At 54.3% G+C, this 17,381-nt stretch carries 21 protein-coding genes; 6 read left to right on the top strand and 15 right to left on the bottom strand.

What is annotated here, in order from left to right; all coding sequences use genetic code 11:
• Positions 1-99 precede the first annotated feature (99 nt).
• The gene (locus ACLD3P_RS17145) at positions 100-819 is read left to right on the top strand and encodes a murein L,D-transpeptidase family protein (RefSeq protein WP_115285645.1); all 720 of its coding nucleotides are present in this window, start codon (positions 100-102) and stop codon (positions 817-819) included.
• Here the strand turns inward: ACLD3P_RS17145 and ACLD3P_RS17140 are convergent.
• The 3 genes from ACLD3P_RS17140 to ACLD3P_RS17130 form a co-directional block, all read right to left on the bottom strand.
• Entirely contained in the window at positions 797-1,804 is a 1,008-nt protein-coding gene (locus ACLD3P_RS17140; RefSeq protein ID WP_411006577.1) for an LLM class flavin-dependent oxidoreductase, read from the bottom strand. The two genes, ACLD3P_RS17145 and ACLD3P_RS17140, sit on opposite strands and share 23 nt — an antisense overlap.
• A gap of 176 nt (positions 1,805-1,980) precedes the next feature.
• Positions 1,981-2,877, bottom strand: a complete 897-nt coding sequence (locus tag ACLD3P_RS17135) for a U32 family peptidase (protein WP_077905320.1) — start codon at positions 2,875-2,877, stop codon at positions 1,981-1,983.
• Positions 2,868-3,863: a peptidase U32 family protein gene (locus ACLD3P_RS17130; RefSeq protein ID WP_000421309.1), complete on the bottom strand. Its 996-nt coding sequence runs from the start codon at positions 3,861-3,863 to the stop codon at positions 2,868-2,870. Before ACLD3P_RS17130 ends, ACLD3P_RS17135 begins: the two co-directional genes overlap by 10 nt.
• A 216-nt stretch (positions 3,864-4,079) precedes the next feature.
• On the opposite strand from ACLD3P_RS17130, the gene ACLD3P_RS17125 reads away from it, so the two are divergent.
• Positions 4,080-4,604 (top strand): SCP2 domain-containing protein, encoded by a 525-nt coding sequence (locus ACLD3P_RS17125; RefSeq protein ID WP_000884721.1) that lies wholly within the window; start codon positions 4,080-4,082, stop codon positions 4,602-4,604.
• Positions 4,598-5,101 (top strand): GNAT family N-acetyltransferase, encoded by a 504-nt coding sequence (locus tag ACLD3P_RS17120; protein ID WP_000908562.1) that lies wholly within the window; start codon positions 4,598-4,600, stop codon positions 5,099-5,101. The genes ACLD3P_RS17125 and ACLD3P_RS17120 overlap by 7 nt, the downstream gene beginning before the upstream one ends.
• Here the strand turns inward: ACLD3P_RS17120 and ACLD3P_RS17115 are convergent.
• Positions 5,088-5,405, bottom strand: coding sequence for a GIY-YIG nuclease family protein (locus tag ACLD3P_RS17115; protein ID WP_000928379.1), 318 nt, complete (start codon positions 5,403-5,405; stop codon positions 5,088-5,090). The genes ACLD3P_RS17120 and ACLD3P_RS17115 overlap by 14 nt on opposite strands.
• A 37-nt stretch (positions 5,406-5,442) precedes the next feature.
• On the opposite strand from ACLD3P_RS17115, the gene ACLD3P_RS17110 reads away from it, so the two are divergent.
• Positions 5,443-5,886: a YhbP family protein gene (locus ACLD3P_RS17110; protein ID WP_064043419.1), complete on the top strand. Its 444-nt coding sequence runs from the start codon at positions 5,443-5,445 to the stop codon at positions 5,884-5,886.
• Here the strand turns inward: ACLD3P_RS17110 and yhbO are convergent.
• Positions 5,866-6,384 (bottom strand): protein/nucleic acid deglycase, encoded by a 519-nt coding sequence (gene yhbO / locus ACLD3P_RS17105; RefSeq protein WP_000037599.1) that lies wholly within the window; start codon positions 6,382-6,384, stop codon positions 5,866-5,868. The two genes, ACLD3P_RS17110 and yhbO, sit on opposite strands and share 21 nt — an antisense overlap.
• Positions 6,385-6,514: 130 nt before the next feature.
• Between yhbO and ACLD3P_RS17100 the strand changes: the two genes are divergently transcribed.
• Positions 6,515-7,150, top strand: coding sequence for an NAD(P)H-binding protein (locus ACLD3P_RS17100; protein ID WP_001530791.1), 636 nt, complete (start codon positions 6,515-6,517; stop codon positions 7,148-7,150).
• 66 nt (positions 7,151-7,216) lie between these two features.
• Here the strand turns inward: ACLD3P_RS17100 and dolP are convergent, their stop codons facing one another.
• The 4 genes from dolP to ACLD3P_RS17080 are packed head-to-tail and all read right to left on the bottom strand — an operon-like array spanning position 7,217 to position 10,809.
• Positions 7,217-7,792 carry a division/outer membrane stress-associated lipid-binding lipoprotein gene (dolP, locus tag ACLD3P_RS17095; RefSeq protein ID WP_000643280.1) on the bottom strand — a complete coding sequence of 192 codons (576 nt, stop codon included), beginning with the start codon at positions 7,790-7,792 and terminating at the stop codon, positions 7,217-7,219.
• A gap of 9 nt (positions 7,793-7,801) precedes the next feature.
• A complete protein-coding gene (gene diaA, locus ACLD3P_RS17090) occupies positions 7,802-8,392 on the bottom strand; it encodes a DnaA initiator-associating protein DiaA (protein WP_000893481.1) in 591 nt (196 codons plus the stop codon).
• 21 nt (positions 8,393-8,413) lie between these two features.
• On the bottom strand, positions 8,414-8,809 hold the full coding sequence (locus tag ACLD3P_RS17085; protein WP_000057285.1) for a YraN family protein: 396 nt from the start codon (positions 8,807-8,809) through the stop codon (positions 8,414-8,416).
• Complete coding sequence (locus ACLD3P_RS17080) at positions 8,767-10,809, bottom strand: penicillin-binding protein activator (RefSeq protein ID WP_411006578.1); 2,043 nt, start codon at positions 10,807-10,809, stop codon at positions 8,767-8,769. The genes ACLD3P_RS17085 and ACLD3P_RS17080 overlap by 43 nt, the downstream gene beginning before the upstream one ends.
• A gap of 62 nt (positions 10,810-10,871) precedes the next feature.
• Here ACLD3P_RS17080 and rsmI point away from each other — a divergent pair, with 62 nt between their 5' ends.
• Positions 10,872-11,732, top strand: coding sequence for a 16S rRNA (cytidine(1402)-2'-O)-methyltransferase (rsmI, locus tag ACLD3P_RS17075; RefSeq protein WP_411006579.1), 861 nt, complete (start codon positions 10,872-10,874; stop codon positions 11,730-11,732).
• A gap of 157 nt (positions 11,733-11,889) precedes the next feature.
• Here the strand turns inward: rsmI and ACLD3P_RS17070 are convergent, their stop codons facing one another.
• From ACLD3P_RS17070 to gatZ, 6 genes are all read right to left on the bottom strand, one after another.
• A complete protein-coding gene (locus ACLD3P_RS17070) occupies positions 11,890-12,663 on the bottom strand; it encodes a DeoR/GlpR family DNA-binding transcription regulator (protein ID WP_001083899.1) in 774 nt (257 codons plus the stop codon).
• 110 nt (positions 12,664-12,773) lie between these two features.
• Positions 12,774-13,817 carry a galactitol-1-phosphate 5-dehydrogenase gene (gatD, locus tag ACLD3P_RS17065; RefSeq protein ID WP_411006580.1) on the bottom strand — a complete coding sequence of 348 codons (1,044 nt, stop codon included), beginning with the start codon at positions 13,815-13,817 and terminating at the stop codon, positions 12,774-12,776.
• Between the two features lie 43 nt (positions 13,818-13,860).
• The gene (locus ACLD3P_RS17060) at positions 13,861-15,234 is read right to left on the bottom strand and encodes a galactitol-specific PTS transporter subunit IIC (RefSeq protein ID WP_183058026.1); all 1,374 of its coding nucleotides are present in this window, start codon (positions 15,232-15,234) and stop codon (positions 13,861-13,863) included.
• A 3-nt stretch (positions 15,235-15,237) separates the two neighbouring features.
• Positions 15,238-15,522 (bottom strand): PTS galactitol transporter subunit IIB, encoded by a 285-nt coding sequence (gene gatB / locus ACLD3P_RS17055; RefSeq protein WP_000824293.1) that lies wholly within the window; start codon positions 15,520-15,522, stop codon positions 15,238-15,240.
• Between the two features lie 30 nt (positions 15,523-15,552).
• Positions 15,553-16,017, bottom strand: a complete 465-nt coding sequence (gene gatA, locus ACLD3P_RS17050) for a PTS galactitol transporter subunit IIA (protein ID WP_000080445.1) — start codon at positions 16,015-16,017, stop codon at positions 15,553-15,555.
• 14 nt (positions 16,018-16,031) lie between these two features.
• Positions 16,032-17,303, bottom strand: coding sequence for a tagatose-bisphosphate aldolase subunit GatZ (gene gatZ / locus ACLD3P_RS17045; protein WP_411006581.1), 1,272 nt, complete (start codon positions 17,301-17,303; stop codon positions 16,032-16,034).
• Positions 17,304-17,381: the final 78 nt, after the last annotated feature.

The raw sequence follows: 17,381 nt of genomic DNA, 5'->3' as shown, positions 1-17,381 counted from the left end.
GATTACTATTTTATAAAAGTACAGAACTGGACCTTTCCTCTATTCCCTGTCATAGGAAAATATATACTTGAACTGGTTCAGAATAAGCGGAATACGAAAATGGGGCGTAAAGGACTACTCGCTATTGTATTATTGAGCCTGTTTATCGCTTTTATTTTAAAATTTTTCTGGCTCACTCCGTACGATGAACACGTTTACCTGCCAGTGGAAAAACCTGTCGTATCGTCTTTAAAAATCATTCACCCCGGCGACCAGTTATTTATCCGCATTCTGAAAGCGGAAGATAAGCTGGAACTGTGGGCAAGCGCCAATAACAAGCCTTACGAACTCTACAAAACCTGGACTATATGCGCATGGTCTGGTGGCTTAGGGCCAAAACATAAACAGGGAGATGGTAAAAGCCCGGAAGGCTTTTATGCCACCAACAAAGGGTTGCTTAACCCAAACAGCCGCTATCATCTGGCATTTAATATTGGCTACCCGAATGCTTACGATCGGGCAAATGGCTACACCGGTGATTTCATTATGGTTCATGGGAACTGCGTTTCGGCGGGTTGCTATGCCATGACCGATGCCGGTATTGAAGAGATTTATCAACTGGTGGCGCAGGCGCTAAACAGCGGGCAGAAGAACGTGCCTGTCCATATCTTCCCATTTATGATGAATGACAAAAATATGCGCCAGGCGCAAGCATGGCCGGAATATAATTTCTGGCGTATGTTGAAGCCCGGCTATGATTACTTCGAAAAAAATCGCCGATTGCCAACCATCACCGTTGAAAATCGGCGTTATAAAATCAGCCCAACAACTCTTCCTTAACATCCATCGCTAAATCAAACGAATGCAGGCGTGCCTGGTGGTCGAAAATCTGCCCGTTTACCATAATTTCATCCGCCTGGGTTTCGCGCAGAATGGACACCAGCCCGTGGCGGACTTTCGCTTTATCACCGACCAGCGACATACTCAGCGCCTGCTGCACGCCATACTGCTCGGATGGCGACCAGAAGGTCTCCATATTCTCAATCGGCGGCGGCAGTTGGCCGGTTTCCCCACGACGTAGCTTCACAAAAGCCTGCTGCATGGAGGTAAACAGGAATTCGGCGTCGCGGTTGCTGTCGGCGGCGATAATATTGATACACACCATCGCGTACGGTTTTTCCAGCCGCGCTGAAGGTTTGAACTGGGTACGGTACAGATGCAGCGCCTGGAACAACATATCCGGCGCGAAATGCGAAGCAAAGGCGAACGGCAGGCCAAGCTGGGCCGCCAACTGTGCGCTATACAGGCTGGAGCCCAACAGCCAGACCGGGATCTTCTCGCCGTAGCCGGGAACCGGGCGCACATGCGGATTAGGGTCGCGAGTGTCGAACCAGTCCACCAGCTCTGCGACATCGCGTGGAAAGTTATCGATATCGCCGCTCATATGGCGACGCAGCGCGCGCATCGTCGGCTGATCGCTACCCGGCGCGCGTCCCAACCCTAAGTCGATACGTCCCGGGTAGAGCGTATTCAGCGTGCCGAACTGCTCGGCAATCACCAGCGGTGAATGGTTAGGCAGCATCACGCCGCCGGAGCCAAGATGTAATGTTGTGGTATTGGCCGCCAGATAACCAATCAATACCGAGGTCGCCGCGCTGGCGATACCGGTCATGTTGTGATGTTCCGCCAGCCAGTAGCGGTGATAGCCGCGCTTTTCAGCCAGCCGTGCGAGATCAAGCGAGTGCGCGAAGGCTTCTTTTGCCGAAGATCCTTCAGGGATCGGTGCCAGATCCAGCACCGAGAACGGAATAGTTTTGTCAGTCATAACGGCTCACTTTGTTACCGGTTAATCTTTTAATACTGCATTAAAGATTAGCGAATGTTGTTAACAAAGTGAGCTTTATGAGACTGACGGCAAAACAATGCCCGATAGCGCTGCGCTTATCGGGCCTACGGGAGCGCTATTTGTAGGCCCGATAAGGTCTTTATGCCGCCATCCGGCTAGGCCTGTAGCTCCAGCCCGGCCAGCCGCTTCCAGTAGCCGTTGCAGTCACTATGGGAGGCAAGCGGTAATGGCGCACCGCCGTTTTCGTTAGCGCGAAAGGCATCAAGCATGGCAAATGTCTCCGTACCCAACGGCGACAGCCGCACGATATCGACCAATCCCTGCATCGACGTCAGTTCGTTGCCAAGGTTATAGACATAGCCGCTCATGGTCTGAATACCGTTAAGCACAAACACCTGCTGATTCTCTTGCGAGAGCACGTCACGACCGTTTGGATACTTGATACAGCAGGTTTCGCACTCATCTTTCGGACGGTCTTCCGAACGGGCGGTAAAGCAGCGAGCGGAGTAGGCCAGCGGCAGATGGCCGTAGCTCAACACTTCCACTTCAAACTGATTGCGGATGCCCAGTTCATCGCACTGATTAAGCAAATTCACCAGCCAGTCGCGGGACAGCTCCACTGGCATACACCAGCGTACCATGCCTTCTTTCAGCAACCGGCGCAGCGTGACCGCGTTGTAGCAGTTCAGCGCATGGCCGGCGACAAACGGCAGTTTGCGCTCGGCGCACAGATTCACCACGCCAAGATCGCTGGCTTCCAGCAGAAAATCGCCGTTGTCCACATAGCGTTTCAGCTCGCTTAATTCAGATGACGCCTGTACCAGCGCCAGGGTGGAGAGCACCACCTGCTTACCGCTGGCGGCGAGGGATTTCGCCATTTCCAGCCAGTCGCCGACTTTGGTCGCGCGACGCTTGCTGCACACCGCTTCGCCCAGATAAATGACATCAGCGCTGCTTTTTGCGGCCTGCTGATAAAAATCTTCCAGCGTCTCTTTCGGCCAGTAATAAAGCACCGGTCCTAAGGAATATTTCATAGCTCCTCTCACTGCCATTTACGGTGATATGCGCCAAGCGTGGTTTGGGTGCCTTCGGACATCGCGCCGAGCGTCTCCATCCAGTCGCGCTGTGGAACGAAGTTTTGCGGGGCGGCTTTGCAGCGATCGATCGCCTGGCGCCACACTTTCGCCACCTGGCTGACATAGGCCGGGCTGCGCTGGCGACCTTCGATCTTCACCGAAGCGATGTTCGCCGCCATGAGCTCCGGCAGTAGTTCCAGCGTGTTCAGGCTGGTTGGCTCCTCCAGCGCGTGATAGCGCTCGCCGTCCACTAAATAGCGGCCTTTACACAGCGTTGGGTAGCCCGCGTTTTCGCCATCCTGGTAACGGTCAATCAGGACATCATTCAGGCGCGATTCCAGCCCCTGCGGCGTTTGCTGCCAACGGACAAAGCGGGCGGGAGAGCAGGCGCCGACGGTATTGGGCGACTCCCCCGTCAGGTAGGAAGAAAGATAGCAGCGACCTTCCGCCATAATGCACAGGCTGCCAAACGCGAATACCTCCAGCGGCACCGGCGTGACGCGGGCCAGTTGTTTTACCTGGTGAATCGACAGTACACGCGGCAGTACTACACGGTGGACATCAAAGTTGCGGTGATAAAAGCGAATCGCCTCTTCGTTGGTTGCCGAGGCCTGAACGGAAACATGGCGCTCAATATGCGGGTAACGCTCTGCGGCATATTCCAGCATAGCGAGGTCGGCGAGAATCAGCGCGTCGGCGCCAAGCTGCGCCGCCATATCCACGGCGCGCTGCCAGCGGGCATAGCCGTCCGGATGCGCAAAAGTATTAATGGCGATGTGTAATTTGCGGCGATGCTGGTGAACAAAACTCACCGCTTCCTGCAATTTTTTTTCGGTAAAGTTAAGGCCGGCAAAATGACGGGCATTGGTATCGTCTTTTAACCCGATATAAACGGCGTCAGCGCCGTTTTCGATGGCCGCCTTCAGCGCCGGGAGATTTCCGGCAGGGCAGAGCAGCTCCATAATTTATCCTGAGGGTTACGTCTGAGACGCAAAATTGTTAACGAACAGGGATTTTAGTTAACCTTGCTGCGACAATTTTTGATTTAAGGCAGTTAAAGGCGTATTGGTAACACCAATAATGGGGTAGAAAATCAGACCCAATTGTTGATTTACGCCGCCATGTGATTTATTGGATATGGCAAAATAACAGGACTATTGAAACAGGGAGTAAAGCTCGTGTTAGATAAACTGCGTTCACGCTTAGTCCATGCTGGCCCGTCTCTGATGAGTGTACCGGTTAAACTGACGCCCTTTGCGCTAAAGCGCCAGGTTCTGGAACAGGTTCTGAGCTGGCAGTTTCGTCAGGCGCTGGCCGATGGAGAGCTGGAATTCCTCGAAGGTCGTTGGTTAAGCATTCATGTTCGTGACATCGACTTAAAATGGTATACCACGGTTGAAAATGAAAAGCTGATCGTTAGCCAGCAGGCGGATGCTGACGTCAGTTTTAGCGCCGACGCCAGCGATCTGCTAATGATAGCTGCCCGTAAACAGGACCCGGATACGCTCTTTTTCCAGCGTCGACTGGTCATTGAAGGCGATACTGAGTTAGGGTTGTATGTGAAGAATCTGATGGACGCCATCGAACTGGAGCAGATGCCGAAAGCGTTACGCGTTATGCTGCTGCAACTGGCGGATTTTGTTGAGGCGGGTATGAAAAACTCGCCGGAAACCAAACAGACCTCGGTAGGTGAACCATGCTAATTCGAGTAGAAATTCCCATTGATGCGCCTGGTATTGATGCGCTGTTACGCCGTTCATTCGAAAGCGATGCGGAAGCGAAGCTGGTTCACGATTTGCGTGAAGATGGTTTTCTGACGCTCGGACTGGTGGCCACGGATGATGAAGGCCAGGTGGTGGGCTATGTCGCCTTTAGTCCGGTTGATGTGCAGGGCGAAGATTTACAGTGGGTCGGCATGGCGCCGCTGGCGGTCGATGAAAAGTATCGCGGGCAAGGGCTGGCGCGCCAGTTAGTGTATGAAGGGCTGGATTCGCTCAACGAGTTCGGCTACGCGGCGGTCGTGACGCTGGGCGACCCGGCGTTATATAGCCGCTTCGGTTTTGAACTGGCCGCGCATTACGATCTTCACTGCCGTTGGCCCGGTACGGAAAGCGCTTTCCAGGTACACCGTTTGGCTGAGGATGCGCTGGAAGGCGTGACGGGGCTGGTGGAGTATCACGACCACTTCAATCGTTTTTAAGCACCGGCGTTTGCAGGCTGGACAGCAGCGCCTCAAACGCTTCGCGTTCCGTCACAAGGCGCTCCTTCTGGCGCTTTGTGAGCTGTTTGATGCGATACTCTATGCGCAGGGCCAGCGAGCGATCGCCGACCTGCGCCGCAAACGCCAGCGTTAACTCGCCTTTTCCCCGTAATGCTTTTGCGCCTTTTCCCGTTTGATGCTGCCTGTAACGACGCGCCACATCGGTGGTTATTCCGGTGTAAAGCGCATTGTCTGCGGTACGAATCAGATACAGATACCAGGGTGTCATTGTCGCCATCAGCATGATAATTTTCAGGTTCCCAGTATAAGCGAGAATAAAGATGGACACACTTACCGCTATTGGCCGTTGGCTGGCGAAACAACACGTGGTGACCTGGTGCGTACACCATGAGGGAGAGCTGTGGTGCGCCAATGCGTTTTATTCGTTCGATGCGCAAAACGTCGCGCTGTATCTGTTAACGGATGATAAAACCCGCCATGCGCAAATGTCTGGCGCGTGCGCGCCAGTTGCGGGAACGGTCAATGGTCAGCCGAAAACGGTGGCGCGCATTCGCGGCGTACAGTTTAAAGGGGAAATTCGCCGTCTGGAGGGGCAGGAGAGCGACGCCGCGCGTAAAGCTTACCTTCGTCGCTTCCCGGTCGCCAGGGTGCTGCCAGCGCCGGTATGGGAAATCCGGCTGGATGAAATTAAATTCACCGACAACACGCTGGGGTTTGGTAAAAAACTGCACTGGTTACGCGACTCACGCGCCCAGCAGGCGTAGCGCCTCGCGGTTAAATGCCGGCAGGTCGTCAGGCGTGCGGCTGGTCACCAGCTGATCTTTATCGACGACGACTTCCTGATCGTAAAATTCCGCGCCCGCATTCTTCACATCGATAATAATCGGTTTCACCGCCGTGAGTTTGCGGCCACGAATGACATCGGCGCTGATTAACAACTGCGGGCCGTGGCATATGGCAAAAACCGGTTTACCGCTGTTAACGAAATCGCGGGTAAAATCCACGAAACGGCTGTCGCCGCGCAGGTAGTCCGGCGAGTGACCTCCCGGCAATAGCAAGGCGTCGAACTCGTCGGGGCGAACGTCATCAATAGCCTTATCAATGGTGACGCTGGCCTCGCCTTTTTTTCCTTTCACCGTTTTACCCGCCTCTTTTTCGATGGTGATGACCTCATGGCCGGCCTGACGGAATTCTGCTGCCGGAGAGGTAAATTCTGAATCTTCAAATTCATCGGTAATCAAAACGGCAATTTTCTTACTCATGCGTTTCCTCCGCAGTGGTGGCGTCGGGTAAGGCAAATTTTCCACAATGATGGATACTTACCTCATAGACTATTAAGCCTGGTCGATAGGGCCGAGAGTGCAAGGTGGACAAATCTGTAAAGGAGCGAGGATGAGTCAGGTACTGATTACCGGCGCGACCGGACTGGTCGGCGGACATCTGCTGAGAATGTTAATCAACACGCCGCAGGTGAGCGCTATCGCCGCGCCGACGCGTCGCCCGCTGACGGATATTGTCGGCGTTTATAACCCTCACGATCCGCAGCTTACCGATGCGTTAGCTCAGGTGACCGACCCGGTGGATATTGTTTTTTGCTGCCTGGGCACGACCCGGCGTGAAGCGGGAAGTAAAGCGGCGTTTATTCATGCGGATTATACGCTGGTGGTTGATACCGCGCTGACCGGGCGTCGACTGGGCGCGCAGCACATGTTGGTGGTCAGCGCAATGGGAGCAAACGCGCACTCTCCGTTTTTCTACAATCGGGTGAAAGGAGAAATGGAAGAGGCGTTAATCGCGCAAAATTGGCCTCGTTTGACGATTGCCCGGCCTTCTATGCTGCTCGGCGACAGAACAACGCGGCGGGTGAATGAAACGCTTTTCGCTCCGCTATTCCGGCTGTTGCCAGGAAACTGGAAATCGATTGATGCGCGGGATGTGGCGCGGGCCATGCTGGCGGAAGCGCTGGCGCCAGCACAAGAAGGCGTGACGATTCTGACCTCATCGCAACTGCGGGAAAAAGCGGAGTAGCGAAGCCGGATGATTTACCGGATGGCGACGCGGTTTACACATTCTTATCGCCACCCGGCACACCGGTTACTTAATATACGTAAAGGCGGTGGTCACGCGTTTCACGCCGCTCACCCGGCTGGCGATGTCCGCTGCCGCTTTTCCTTCACGTTCAGTCACCAGGCCCAGCAGGAATACTTCGCCATTTTCGGTGGTAACTTTCACATTTGACGATTTTACCTGATCGCTGGTCAGTAGCTGTGAACGAACTTTCGTGGTGATCCAGGTATCGTTAGAGGCGGTCCCCAGGCCGATAGGCTGACCCTGGCGAATCTCGTTATAGACCTCGGTGGTGCCTTCAACGCCCATCGCTATCTGTTTAGCGCGTGCGGAGAGTTCGCTGTTTGGCGACTGGCCCACTAACAAAACTTTGCCCTGATAAGCCGTGACATTGATGCGCGTCTCTTTTTTGATTTGCTCATCTTTCGACAGTGCGCTGCTGACACGCAGTTCCAGCGTTCCGTCATCCACCTGGGTGCCCACGCTACGCGGGTCGGTTGCGGCTTTGGTGCCGACGGCTGCCGTACCCACTACCGCGGCGGCGACGCAACCTTGCAATAGCAACGCAGAAATAAGGACTGCGAGCGGCGAAAATGCCTTCATGTGTACTCCTTAATCATCCTGGTGAGGAAAAAGCGTGTTATCGATCAAATCGCACAGGCAGTTTACCGTCAGCATATGCATTTCCTGAATGCGCGCGCTGTGGTGTGAAGGGATACGAATTTCGACATCCTGCGGCCCTAATAGTCCGGCCAGCTCGCCCCCGTCATACCCGGTTAGCGCCACAATGGTCATGTCACGTGTGACGGCTGCTTCAACGGCTTTTACGATATCGCGACTATTACCACGCGTAGAGATCGCCAATAAAACATCGCCTGCATGTCCCAGCGCCCGGACTTGTTTTGCATAAACTTCATCGTGCAGGCGATCGTTAGCGATCGCAGTTAAGACCACATTATCGGTATTTAGTGCAATGGCGGGTAAACTGGGTCGCTCCGTTTCAAAGCGGTTAATCATGCTGGCAGCAAAATGCTGTGCGTTGGCCGCGGACGTCCCGTTTCCACAACAGAGGATTTTGTTGCCGTTAAGCAGGGAATGAACCAGCGTCATGGCGGCGCGGGAAATGGCATCCGGAAGCGCTTCCGCCGCAGCAATTTGAGTTTGAATGCTTTCTGTAAAGCAAACTTTGATTCTTTCGAGCACGCTAATCCTTAAAATCTTCAATTATGAGTGGTCGTTAAACGCATCCCGAAACCACTCAATCTCATTTCCGGTGAAGGCTAACACATCGAACCGACAATCCACAGTATCAAAACTCCCATTCTGGCGGGCGAGCCACAAGCGGGCAGTATGTAATAATTTGTGTTGCTTGCTGCGGGTCACACTGGCCGCCGCGCCGCCATAAAGCCCGGAGCGCCGATAGCGGACCTCAACAAAAACCGTCGTTTTTCCGTCGCGCATGATCAGATCGATTTCGCCGCCGCGCTCGCGCACGTTGGCGGCGATAAACCGCAGTCCTTTGCTTTCCAGCCAGCGACGCGCGGCAGCTTCCCACGCGTCGCCAGCCTGTTTACGCGTTAGCTGGCGGGAACAATCTCCCCTTGCTGGTATTTGAGCCATGATAACTTCCTGTTAATCACACAATCCGGGCTGGCGGTTAATGCGCCGGTATTACCATTGATCTCAAACCCCTGCACCTGACGCATCTGCGAAAAGTGGTTCGCCAGCGTCCAGGCATCCACGCCCATGGCGTACATCCGCGCCAGAGAATAGTCGTTATGTACAGCGCTCAGCGCCTGCTGCATCAACGGCATATTGCCGCCTGCCAGCATAGGAATTTCACTGTATTGTAAACCCTCCATTTCCAGACGGAAGTCGGGGCCGGAGGTGCCTTGCGCGCTGCGGGAGCTGGCATACAGCGTCGCGCCGCTCTGGGTGCCGTTACGCATGGCGATCATCGGTTTGATAAAGCCAATCTCTTCCGGCGTAGCCAGAATATAGACCGCGTCTACGCGTCCGTCGCCGGTGATTTGCACGTCGGTCGGCGGCGCAGGGATGGTCAGACCGCCAATGGTGACGCCAGGCTGCGCAGGCACGCTGGCGGCGACCGGACTGCCCGTCAACGCGATACCCGCGCCGCCGTTCACGCCCATTTTCAGCTCGGCTACGGAGCCGAATTTTTGCTGTAACACGATGCCGCCGCCCAGTTTTTGCCACTCCTGGGTGAAGGCGTTCGCCACGCGATCGCCAAGCGCGCTGCGTGGGATCAACAGCAGCGGCGACTGCTTGCCCTGGTCATAAATATGATGCGCCGCGTCACGGGCTTCATCTTCAGGTGAGAGCGCGAAATAGCAGATATTAGGGAAGCTACGTACCGTTTCCGGCTGGTTGAGTGCCAGCACGTTGAGCGGCGTGTTGCTTTTCATCAGCGCTTCCACATTGTTTTTCAACAGCGGCCCGACCACGATACTGGCGCCGTCTTGCTGAACCTGAGCAAGCACCTGATCCAACGGCTGGGAAGAGGTATCGTAGATTTTTAATTCAGCGGAGGGATCCGCCGGCGCGCTTGCTGTAGCAGGGGGAGTTTGTGGCGCGCTGACTGGCGTAGCGGACTGGGATGGAGCGTCATCAGTCAGATCGCTCACCGAGGCCTGCGACGGACTGGCGACGCCGTTGGTCATTTGTGGCTGCGTCTCCTCCACGCCAGGTTCGACCGGCGCGTCAGGCGCGGCGGCAGGCTGCGTCTCTACCGCCTGGGTGCCGAGGTTTTTCGCGGCTTCGAAACCTTGCTGGATGGTACGGCCAAACACGGCAGCCTGACCGTTCAGCGGCAGCAGCAGAGCGATTTTGCTGGTGGAAGCTGGTTTAAAACGTTGCACATTGACGAGCTGCGTCGGCAGCATTTTCGCCCCCGGATTTTGCGGGTAGCGTTTTTGCCAGTCGGCGATCCCGGCTTTCAGCATGTCTGGATCGTTGCGGTTGTCAAACCAGACGCGTTGCAGATCCAGCCAGCCCTGAAGCACATTTTCATCGGCGTTGATAACCAGCGTCCTGGCCTGATCCGGCGTCATGGCGGAGAGCGCCTGCCAGGTGGCGTCGATATTTTTTTGTTTCTCTTTCGCCGCCAGTAGCGGTTCCTGGGCGATTAACGCCCGCAACAGGGTAAGCGACGGGCGTCCCTGGCTGGCAACGATCTGCGCCTGCCAGTAACGCGCTTGCTGATGTGGCGCAAAGTCGGCGGGTTTTAGTTTATCCAGCAAGGCCTGCGCGCCTGCGACATCTTTTTGCGCCAGTTTGATCTCTACCGCTAATAAAGACTGTTCGCGACGCTGGGCATCGTTCAGATTTTGCGGGAGTTGGTTGAACAGGTCGACGGCCTGCTGGCTTTTTCCTTCTTTCAGCAGTGCATGAATGGCGAGTAATTGCCAGTTGGTCTTGCTATCATCTGCGCTTTGCTGCATCTGATGCAGGTAAAAGGCGGAGTCAGCTTGCGCTGAACCCTGCATATAGGCTGCGCTTTGATCTGGCGCCTGGGTGCCGCACCCGGCGAAAAGTAGCGCAGCCAGGACGACAGGCAGCGCGCGCGCGGCGTTCAAACGAGAAAATGTTGAGGGTACCATACTGTATCCAGTGATATTTTTTACGCAATGCTCAATATTAAATCGGCAATACGGACGACACAATGAAACAAAACGAATCGGCGGATAATTCTCAGGGCCAACTCTTTATTGTACCTACTCCTATCGGGAATTTGGCTGATATTACTCAACGCGCGCTGGAAGTTTTACAAGCCGTTGATTTAATTGCCGCTGAAGACACTCGTCATACCGGTTTATTACTGCAACATTTTGGGATTAACGCCCGGCTGTTCGCGTTGCATGACCATAACGAACAACAAAAAGCGGAAACGCTGGTCGCGAAGCTAAAAGAAGGGCAGAACATTGCGCTGGTTTCCGACGCCGGTACGCCGCTGATTAACGATCCGGGCTACCACCTGGTGCGTACCTGCCGTGAAGCGGGGATTCGCGTGGTGCCGCTACCGGGGCCGTGTGCGGCGATTGCCGCCCTGAGCGCCGCTGGCCTGCCATCCGACCGTTTCTGCTATGAAGGCTTTTTACCGGCGAAATCCAAAGGTCGCCGTGATGCGCTGAAGGCGGTTGAAGCGGAGCCGCGAACGCTGATTTTTTATGAGTCCACCCATCGTCTGCTGGATAGCCTGGAAGATATGGTGGACGTGTGGGGCGAATCCCGCTACGTGGTGCTGGCGCGTGAGCTGACCAAAACCTGGGAAACCATTCACGGCGCGCCGGTCGGCGAGCTGCTGGCGTGGGTCAAAGAAGATGAAAACCGTCGCAAAGGCGAAATGGTGCTGATTGTTGAAGGGCATAAAGCGCAAGAAGACGACCTGCCCGCCGACGCGCTGCGCACGCTGGCGCTGCTACAGGCAGAACTGCCGCTGAAAAAAGCGGCGGCGCTGGCAGCAGAAATTCACGGCGTGAAGAAAAATGCGCTGTATAAGTATGCGCTGGAGCAGGAAGGGTAAAAGCGAGCGCCCGGGAACCGCCTTTTATCGCCATCGCGTTAATACTCAATCAGGTGATTGATGTGGGTAAATTGATGGGGGCATTGGGCGGTGATAGCGGGCCGGGCCTTTCCTTCGGGCTTACTCTCGCGATCAGCAACGCATAACCGACTCCTTTTTAGACGATCATTAGTTCCACGCCTGTTTTCGCTAATGCCGCTTTATCCTGTTTGCTGATAGTGTCATCGGTTATCACACAGTCGATCTTGTCCATCGGCAATACCTGGTTAAAGCCGCGACGGTTAAATTTGGTCGCGTCCAGTACCGCGATAACTTTGTGTGCCGCCGCCGCCATGACGCCGCTAATGGAATAACCTTCGTTAAACGTGGTAATACCGTTTGTCGCATCAATGCCATCCGCCCCGACAAACATGACATCGGCGCTGATGCCGTGTAGCGATCGTTCCGCAATCGTGCCGTGCATTGAGTGGGTTTTATGCCGTACCGTACCGCCGCAAACCACCAGCGTGAGATCTTTATTTTCTGATAGCGTAAAAGCGGCAGGCAAGCTGTTAGTGATCACCGTAATATTGCTTTTTCGCGCGAGCGCTTCCGCAATCAGTAATGTTGTGCTCCCGCTATCCAGAATGATGGTCATTCCTTCTTCAACCATTGCCGCAGCCGCCTGGGCAATCCGCTTTTTCGGATCGCTGGCGAGTTGATACCGATCTTCCAGAATGACTTCCTGATTGTCGCCTTCCGCCAGATGACTTCCCGGTTTTGCCGCGCCGCCATGAAAACGGGTGACAAGGCCTTTCTCTTCCAGCAGACGCAGGTCAGCACGGATAGTCACTTCAGAAATACCAAAGGTATTTGAAAGGTCCATCACCAGCACGCTGCCTTGCGTATTAATCAGGTCGACAATTTTATTTCTTCGCTCAAATGAGTTCATATTGATTTGCCTGATAATTAACTGTAACTAGTTTAAACGAAGGATTGCGAAAGGTGAACGCTAAATTTCGAAAGGAAATGTGAGCCAGCGCAGGTTGCTGGCTCGTACCATCAGGAAAGTTGAAGTAAGATTTTGCCCTGCATGGGCGCGCCATTAAGCGCTTTGACTGCTTCTGCAAAGCTTTCCGCATCGCCGCGATGGGCAATGAGAGGGGTCAGTTGAAGACGTTTTTCAGCCAACAGGCGCGCTGCGGTTTCCCATTCTTCTCCTGGCCATGGCGCGGAGTAGTTCATCCAACTGCCGAGGAGCGTGAGCTCTTTACGCAAAATTAGCCCGAATGTACGCGTTGTCAGGGTGAGATCGTGATGTAACGTCCCCACCAGCGCCAGTTGCGCGCGCGGCCCGGCGATATCGATAGCCAGCGAGACGGTCTGGGGAGTTCCTGCCGTTTCGAGAACCAGTTGATCAAACTGAATGTCGGACAACGCGGTCTGGATGTCGTCGGCGGTCATTTCCCGGCTATTACAGGTATGCGTTGCGCCGAGCGCTTTCGCAAGTTCCAGTTTCTGCGGATTGATATCAATCGCCGTTACGCTTCGCGCGCCCAGTTCCCGCGCGCACTGTAAGGCCAGCAGGCCAATTGTCCCGGCACCGACGATAATTACGTTTTTCCCCTCGCAGCCCTGCGCCAGATGAAAGGCGTGTAAGCCCACGGTAATCGGTTCGATAAACGCGCCATCTTCAATCGGCATATCAGACGGCAAGCGGAAAAGATTGGCCCGTTTGACCACCACATATTCCGCATTACCGCCTTCACTGCGCGATCCTACAAACTGATACTGTTTGCATAAAGAAAAGTAACCGCGTTCGCATTGCGGACAGTGAAAGCAGGGAAGAAGCGGGACACAAGCGACGGCATCGCCAGGCTGCATATCCGTTACGCCTGTGCCGTAGGATTCAACGTAGCCGCTGAATTCATGACCTAACGTAATAGGATAATAATGGGCGCCCTGCGCGAAAATACGCGGGATATCTGACCCGCAAAGCCCTGAGCTAACGACCTTGACCAACACATCGTCCTCGACTTGCAGTTGTGGTAAGGGGCGTTCTTCAACGCGCACATCTCCCTCAGCGTGAATAACCACTGATTTCATAACATTCTCCAGGAAGGTGAGGGGAGCGATTGCTCCCCTAAAATTAAGAGGCGATTTGACTTTGCTGTAGCGCCGTGGCTTTCTCAGCCGCGACAAACTGTCGGGCGCGACGCCAGGTCAGCAGTACGCCGACCAGATAGATAATGGCAATGACGGCGAAGCCGACGATATTCTGCCAGGTAAAAAGTTGAATCAGCAGCCAGGTGATGGGGGAACCGCCCTGATCCAGCGAGGCGACTTGTCCGCCAGCTTTTAGCGCTCCGGCATTGGCAGCCAGTTGGGTATGCAGGCCAATCGTCTGGGTGGCTATCCACAGGGTGATACCCATAATAATGACACCTGAAATCAGCGTGCGGAACAGGTTGCCCTGGTGTACCGCGACCGCCATCGCAATAAAGAAACCGATGGTGGCGAGGTCGCCGAACGGCAGCACCTGGTTCCCCGGTACTAAGACGGCAATCAGGATGGTCAGCGGAATGAATATCAGGCTCGCGGAGACAACAGAGGTATGACCGAGCAGTAGCGCTGGATCAAGGCCTATCAGGAACTCCTGCCCGCCAAATTTGGCCTGTAGACGTTTACGCGCATGTTTGGCGATAGGCGTTAGGCCATCCATAATAGGTTTAATGACGCGTGGCATAAGCAGCATCACCGCTGCGGTTTTGACCGCCAGTTGCAGAACGGCTTTGGCGTCGTAGCCTGCCAGTACACCAATCACCAGCCCCATCACGAAGCCGACAGTCACCGGCTCGCCAAACGGTCCGAAGCGTTTCTGGACATCGTCTGCGCTAAAGTGAATACGATTGAGACCCGGAATTTTTTCGATAATGGTATCAACGAGCACCGCCACGGGGCCCAGGTACGCGGATGAGCCGTGTGGGATTGCAATCCCCTCCAGGCCAAAATAGTCGCGGGTATCTTTGGCAAACCAGTCCCCCAGTTTGTAGACAAAGGCGGCATGAACCACAACGCCCAGAATCCCCAGCCAGTATGAACCGGTCGCCAGATGCAGCATGGCGCCCGTGAAGGTCATGTGCCAGATATTCCAGATATCGACATTCACCACGCGGGTCATGCGGGTCACCAGCATCAGGACGTTAACCCCGATGGCGACAGGGATCGCGACCAGCGCGATTTGTGACGCCCAGGTCATGGGCGATGAACCTGGCCAGCCGACGTCAATAACGTGGAGATTGATTTGGAAATGTTCCGCCATGGCTTTCGCCGCGGGGCCGATAGAATCCAGCATCAGGCCGATGACCAGACCAATACCCACGAAGCCGATACCAATATGCAAACCCGATTTAAAACAATCCCCAAGCTTCATTCCCAGCAGTTTAGAGAACACGATGATCACCAGAGGCAACATCACCGTTGGGCCTAAGTCGAGGATATAACGCATTATTTCGCTAAACATACGTTACCCCATGAGAATGGACAGAATTTTTTGCTGTAATGCTTCAATACCCACGCCGGAAACAAAAGGCATACCGTGAACGACGGGAATATCGCCGAAGGCGCGATCGACCCTGGCAGTGGTACAGATAAGATCGGCGCCGTCCATATAGGTTTCGATTTCGGTGACCCGGCATTGCACTAAGTCGAGCTCAATATGGTTGGCATCACATAGCTCTTTAATTTCTTCCGCAGCCATCGTTGAGGTTGCAACCGCACCGCCACAGGCCACAATTACTTTACGTTTCATAGGGTATTCCTCATTATTATCAATTTATTATCAAACCTGGACGCACTGCTCAGGCTCAAGGATGGTTTCCTGAAAGCGTATCGCCAGTTCGGCATCCGGCGCGCTTAACAGGGCATCGAGGGTGCTCGGGTTCTGTAGCTCACTAAACAGGCGGCGCAGAAGTTTTAGCTGTGCCGCCGGGTTTTCAACGATTAAGGCGATGATTAACGAAACGGCAATCTCTTCGTCATCATCCGCCTGTTGAAACATGACCGGCTTATCTGGACGAATCAGATAGATAGCGGGTGATTTCGCATGAACCGCCTCGCAATGAGGGATAGCGACGGCGTGACGCTCCAGCGCAATGCCGGTAGGAAAAGACGCTTCACGTTCCACCAGCGCCTGCGGATAACTATCATGTACCACGCCTTTCGCCAGCATCTCTTTGCCAATGTGCGCCAGCGCCTGTTGGCTCGAGTCGAATGTGATTCCGGTTCGGACAAATAGTTGGCTCATAAATTCTCCATTATTCAGGCGACATCCGGCGTGCAACCGAAGCGATAAGCGCGCAGAACATCCTGAATTTTGTCAATAATCAGGTTATGCGGCGTGGGGGTGAGCACGCCCTCAGACAGGCGTTCAAACTGTACGGGCATAAACTGGCTAATTAATCCCAGCGGCAATGTGACGTTATTCAGATTGGCGATTAACTTCTCTACGCTTTGACGAATACGCGGGTGCGGCCAGTAATAGCGAATACGGTCAGACAAACTAAAGTGGATGTCGACCATCGCCTGGCTCCAGGTTGGACGGTAGTATTTTTTCCAGTAGCCCGGTTCGTTTAGCATAACTTCATCAATGACCTCCAGTACCCGACTACGTTGTTCCGGGGAGATCAGCTCGTTTTCCATTTGCGCAAGTGCGAAAATGGCTTCGCGCAGCGCGAAAGTGAGCGCCGGGCCGACCTTCAGAATGGCGTAATGATCGCGAACGAGGGCGCGGTAGGCCTGTCGCGTCTGATAATCAGTCGAATGCGCTTCATAGACCATCGGCGTTTCTTTTATCCATGCGGAGAGCGCCTGTGCCGCCTGCGGCTGATAATGAATAATCTGGGTATGATCAAATTCAACGCCCGGTTGCACCACAATGGCGATCACGCGTGACAGTGCTTCTTCCAGACCTGATTCACGAAACGCGATTTGGTGAGTTTCCAGCGTACGGGCAGCATCGACTTCGCGGGTGACATGAACGCTGCCGATAGTACTGGCTTCACCGCCAGGAACGGGCACTTCCGTGCCGATGACATAAGTCAGATGGCATTTTTGTTCTTCGTTTGCGATCTCTTCTGCTGCTTTACAAAGCACGGCGGCACGGCGTGCAACGACCATCGGATCCAACGGTGTCGGGTCATCTGCGCAGGACATCGACGCGTCCAGGTGAATTTTGCTAAAACCAGCGGCGACATACGCTTTTATTAACTCAACCGACTTTTCCATTGCCGCCGCTGCCGGTTCGTTCTGCCAGCAGTTAGGCCCTAAATGATCGCCACCAAGAATCAACCGCTCACGTGGAAATCCCACTTCCTGGGCGATGCCATAGACAAAATCACGAAAGTCAGCCGGTTTCATGCCGGTATAACCGCCAAACTGATTCACCTGGTTAGAGGTCGCTTCGATCAGAACTTTGTTCCCGCTATTCAGATCAAAACGTAATGCGGATTCAATCACCAGCGGGTGTGCTGAACATACGGAACAGATCCCTATCTGTTCCCCTGCTTTGTGACGAGAAATTATTTCTTTCACTTCTGGCTCCGATATCTTTTGTTTATCTTCATAATATTTTTGGTTTGAAGGCAAAGGATAATAATGGCTTTCGTGATC

The organism is Salmonella sp. 741265073_HBA, from assembly GCF_046569105.1.
GTDB lineage: Bacteria > Pseudomonadota > Gammaproteobacteria > Enterobacterales > Enterobacteriaceae > Salmonella > Salmonella enterica.
Note: the sequence above shows the minus strand (reverse complement) of the source record. Positions and strands in the feature narration are given on the sequence as shown.

Coding starts and splice junctions, on each gene's coding strand:
- gatD (WP_411006580.1), bottom strand. CDS start 13,817: ATGAAATCAGTGGTTATTCACGCTGAGGGAGATGTGCGCGTTGAAGAA.
- ACLD3P_RS17120 (WP_000908562.1), top strand. CDS start 4,598: ATGCTAATTCGAGTAGAAATTCCCATTGATGCGCCTGGTATTGATGCG.
- gatB (WP_000824293.1), bottom strand. CDS start 15,522: ATGAAACGTAAAGTAATTGTGGCCTGTGGCGGTGCGGTTGCAACCTCA.
- ACLD3P_RS17110 (WP_064043419.1), top strand. CDS start 5,443: ATGGACACACTTACCGCTATTGGCCGTTGGCTGGCGAAACAACACGTG.
- ACLD3P_RS17130 (WP_000421309.1), bottom strand. CDS start 3,863: ATGGAGCTGCTCTGCCCTGCCGGAAATCTCCCGGCGCTGAAGGCGGCC.
- ACLD3P_RS17100 (WP_001530791.1), top strand. CDS start 6,515: ATGAGTCAGGTACTGATTACCGGCGCGACCGGACTGGTCGGCGGACAT.
- ACLD3P_RS17135 (WP_077905320.1), bottom strand. CDS start 2,877: ATGGCAGTGAGAGGAGCTATGAAATATTCCTTAGGACCGGTGCTTTAT.
- gatA (WP_000080445.1), bottom strand. CDS start 16,017: ATGAGCCAACTATTTGTCCGAACCGGAATCACATTCGACTCGAGCCAA.
- rsmI (WP_411006579.1), top strand. CDS start 10,872: ATGAAACAAAACGAATCGGCGGATAATTCTCAGGGCCAACTCTTTATT.
- ACLD3P_RS17115 (WP_000928379.1), bottom strand. CDS start 5,405: ATGCTGATGGCGACAATGACACCCTGGTATCTGTATCTGATTCGTACC.
- ACLD3P_RS17080 (WP_411006578.1), bottom strand. CDS start 10,809: ATGGTACCCTCAACATTTTCTCGTTTGAACGCCGCGCGCGCGCTGCCT.
- ACLD3P_RS17085 (WP_000057285.1), bottom strand. CDS start 8,809: ATGGCTCAAATACCAGCAAGGGGAGATTGTTCCCGCCAGCTAACGCGT.
- ACLD3P_RS17060 (WP_183058026.1), bottom strand. CDS start 15,234: ATGTTTAGCGAAATAATGCGTTATATCCTCGACTTAGGCCCAACGGTG.
- ACLD3P_RS17140 (WP_411006577.1), bottom strand. CDS start 1,804: ATGACTGACAAAACTATTCCGTTCTCGGTGCTGGATCTGGCACCGATC.
- ACLD3P_RS17145 (WP_115285645.1), top strand. CDS start 100: ATGGGGCGTAAAGGACTACTCGCTATTGTATTATTGAGCCTGTTTATC.
- dolP (WP_000643280.1), bottom strand. CDS start 7,792: ATGAAGGCATTTTCGCCGCTCGCAGTCCTTATTTCTGCGTTGCTATTG.
- yhbO (WP_000037599.1), bottom strand. CDS start 6,384: ATGAGTAAGAAAATTGCCGTTTTGATTACCGATGAATTTGAAGATTCA.
- ACLD3P_RS17070 (WP_001083899.1), bottom strand. CDS start 12,663: ATGAACTCATTTGAGCGAAGAAATAAAATTGTCGACCTGATTAATACG.